2 protein-coding genes are annotated in these 3431 nt (G+C 54.5%); both read left to right on the top strand.

What is annotated here, in order from left to right; genetic code table 11:
* Positions 1 to 353 precede the first annotated feature (353 nt).
* Positions 354 to 1895, top strand: coding sequence for a DUF2868 domain-containing protein (locus JIN87_RS27665; RefSeq protein ID WP_200359920.1), 1542 nt, complete (start codon positions 354 to 356; stop codon positions 1893 to 1895).
* Positions 1892 to 3280 carry a GTPase/DUF3482 domain-containing protein gene (locus JIN87_RS27660; RefSeq protein WP_200359918.1) on the top strand — a complete coding sequence of 463 codons (1389 nt, stop codon included), beginning with the start codon at positions 1892 to 1894 and terminating at the stop codon, positions 3278 to 3280. Before JIN87_RS27665 ends, JIN87_RS27660 begins: the two co-directional genes overlap by 4 nt.
* Positions 3281 to 3431 lie beyond the last annotated feature (151 nt).

Genomic DNA, 3431 nt, shown 5'->3' with positions numbered 1-3431 from the left:
TGGGGTAACAAAAATAGATAGCACATAGGGATTAGGGGTAGTCCCGCTATCGAAGAAAGCCCGTCAGCGCTTAGCGCTGGCGGGCTTTTGTGTGTTTGGAAGGGGGGGAGGGCGTGCGCGCTTTGCTACGTAACGTTACGTTCAATTCTGCGCATGGGCGGGTAGGGGGATTGGGTTGGATTAGGCGTGGGGCGGCGCTCGTGCGCTGCCTTTGTGGCTCGGTCCTTTGCCGCTCGCCGGGCCGTCGAGCCCTACCATTGTGAAACCTTTCCTAAGGTTCTGGGTATGTGGGAGAAATGAAACCGAAGTGAGTCTTTACCTGTCGGTGGAAATTTAGAGAATTTGCGAGAGTGATGAGTGGCAGCGGGAAGAAGCGGAGCAATAAGTGGGGACTGTTTGAGTTGGTCGCTTTTGAGTGCGCGCTTGCTCGGGACGAGCGAGTGGAGTGGGAGCAGCTGAAAGAAGAAGATGCTACCTTTGAGTTGGATCGGGATGCGGTGGAAAACGAGGGTCGTCGCTCGGTCGCATTACGCTGGTTGAAGCACCGATTGGAAGCAGCCCCCGAAATCAAATTGGCGGCCGACACGATGATGCAGTCTCTCAAGGTGGCGGGCCAACTGCTCGGAGCGGGAGGGCTTTTGCTTGGTTTAGCGGCGGCGACTGCCGCTTTGGTATATACCGGAGAAGAGCCAATCAACGTGTCAGCGTTCTTTAGCGTCTTCGTTCTGCTTCAGGCGGTTCTGGCTGTCGGTCTCGTTTTGGTCTTCTTTCTGCCCAGGTCTTTAAGGGAGGCCTTAGCATTTGGACCCATCTATCGTCTCGGGCGGTGGAGTTTGGAGCTGATCTTCTCTGGTCTGCAGACGCTTTCATCACGAATCCTCTCCGGGCAGCAACGTCAGGATGCGGCGGAGTGGGCTGGGATCGCGCGGCGTTCGTTCACTTTGCATGGAGGAGCGGTGAAGTGGGTTGTGTTCGTGAAGCTCCAGGCGGCTGCCTTTTGTTTCAATCTGGGAGTGTTGCTGGCTCTTGTGATTGCGGTGGTCTTTTCTGATCGCGCCTTCGGTTGGCAAACGACTTTGCAGGTAGAAGAGTCTGCCGTGTTCGAGCTGGTGCATGGGGTCTCGACCCCTTGGGCGTGGCAATGGGGAGAAGGGGTTGGTTATCCGAGCGAAGAGCAAATTGCGGGGAACCGAATCGTATTGAAGGATGGAATACAGGCGCTTGCGTCTCAGGATTTGGCGGCCTGGTGGCGTTTTTTGGCTTTGGGGATTGTATGTTACGGAGTGCTGCCGCGGCTGCTGTTTTATGCTTTGGGGAAGTGGCAGGTTTGGGCTTCGCTAGCGCGATACGATTTTAGAAACGCGTCTGCAGAGCGATTGCTTCAAAGGCTTTCTCCCAAGGAGTCACGTTTCGATACGGAGCCTGTGGAACAGGCAGGGGAGGATGGAGAATGGCTGAATACGGCTGAAGGCGCATCGAGCGGGAAGCCGGCGATGTTGCGCTACTTCTGTTCTCGCGAATTGTCGGAGGTATTTGCCTTGGAGGCTTTGTCGACGGCTCTGGCAGCACGGTGGAATTTAGCGAGAGAATCTGTGGTGCCGGGTGTTTTTCAGGACGGTCTGATGGCGGACGCTTTTGAGCGAGTGGAGGGAGAGCATGAAATTGCGCTTGTATTTGAAAGTTGGATGCCGCCGATTCGAGAGCTTGAGAGGCAGCTGCGCTTGTTGAGGGAGGCGTCAGGGGATCGGCTCTTGATCAAACTGCTTTTACTTGGGATTCCCGCTGAAGGGGAGGATGTTTCGTTGAGGCCGGAGAAACAGTATGCCGAAGCGTGGAATTCCTTCGTGCGGCGGATGGGCGATCCGTATTTGATTTTGGAGAATCCAGCTCTATGAGTTCGTTACCGAGATTTGCTATTATTGGGCATCCGAATGAAGGGAAGTCGTCGATCGTGGCGACCTTGGCGCAAAACGATCAGGTCGCGATCAGTCCGATTCCGGGAGAGACGATTCGAACGCAGCGCTTTGACCTGAAGGCGGGGAGCGAAACGGTGATCGAATTTGTGGATACGCCGGGGTTTCAGAATCCGCAATCGATGCTGGCCTGGTTTCGCTCTCATGAAGAGTTGGGGGAACGACGAATTCAGGCTTTTGTAGAGGCTCATGAATCGGATGCTGACTTCCATCATGATTGCGAGCTGCTGCGACCGATTTTGGATGGAGCAGGAATTTTGTACGTGGTCGATGCCTCGCGTCCCATGACCGCTGTCGATACTGCTGAGATGGAGATCTTGCGTCTGACGGCGAAACCGCGAATGGCGATTATCAACCAGAAGTCTCCAAACGGTCGTTTTTTAGAGAGTTGGAAGACGACCTTTCGTCAGCACTTCAACTCGGTGCGTAGTTTCAATGCTCAGACCGCGGGTTATGTTGACCGTATTGAGCTTTTGGAGGCGCTGAAGAGTATCGATCAGGATTGGGAGCCAGCCTTGAGCCAGGCGGTTGAATTGATGAAGCTGGATCGTCGACGTTCTGTCGAACGTTCGGCGGAAGCGATGGTTGAACACCTCGAGTTGGCTTTGCGCTGCAGCTGCAGCAGCTTTTTGGAGAACGAGAGCGGAGTCGAGCTGGAGAAACGCAGGCTTGAGGACTTGTATCGCTCAAAATTGTCCAAGATCGAAAAGCGGTTTCGTGAGCAGGTGCGCGATGTCTTCTCTGTCAAACGAGTCGCTGTGGAGCTGCCGGAGAGTTCCGTGCTTCGTGAAGACTTGTTTTCGGAACGGGCCTGGCAAGCCCTTGGATTGACTCAGAAACAGTTAGTCCTGGCCGGCGCGATGTTGGGGGCTGGTCTGGGAGTGGGGGCGGATCTGGCCGCGGGCGGCATTACTTTTGGAGTGTTCGCGGGGCTGGGAGCTGCGATCGGAGCTGGTTCTGCCCTCTGGAAAGGCAAGGATCTGGCTCGGGCAAAGATCCGTCAGCTACCCGTTGGCGGGCTGAAGGTTACGGTTGGACCGAATGTGTCTGATCAATTTCCTTTCGTGCAGCTAGACCGGTTCTTGTTGTATGTTCTCTTTGTCTCGAACTGGGCTCACGCTCGGCAGGAGGAGTCGGTGCGGCTTGATGATCAGAATGAAAAGGAGGGGCTCACTAGCACGTGGAGCAAGGAAGAGCTTAAGCTGGCGACCCGTTTCATGAATGCCGTTCGAAAGGGAAAAAGTGAAGACGTCGAGGCGAGCGGCACGGAATTAAGAAAGATTTTGATTAGATCCATCGACGGGTGAATCGTGTAAGGCCTTTTTGTTCAGTCGTTTGGATTATGCATAGGAACAGCCTATGACGATTAGAGGTACGAAGTATTTCCAATTATGGTAGGAGTGTCGTATAGTATTTCCATCGCCAGCCGAGAGGCCGAGCGAAACAACGAAAGTTCGA

It is taken from the genome of Pelagicoccus mobilis, from assembly GCF_016595505.1.
In the GTDB taxonomy this organism is placed as follows: domain Bacteria; phylum Verrucomicrobiota; class Verrucomicrobiia; order Opitutales; family Opitutaceae; genus Pelagicoccus; species Pelagicoccus mobilis.
The sequence above is the reverse complement of the archived record's forward strand: the minus strand, read 5'-3'. Positions and strand labels throughout refer to the sequence as shown.

What these genes read in the sequence shown, in the direction of transcription:
- JIN87_RS27660 (WP_200359918.1), top strand. Translation starts at nt 1,892, where the DNA reads ATGAGTTCGTTACCGAGATTTGCTATTATTGGGCATCCGAATGAAGGG.
- JIN87_RS27665 (WP_200359920.1), top strand. Translation starts at nt 354, where the DNA reads ATGAGTGGCAGCGGGAAGAAGCGGAGCAATAAGTGGGGACTGTTTGAG.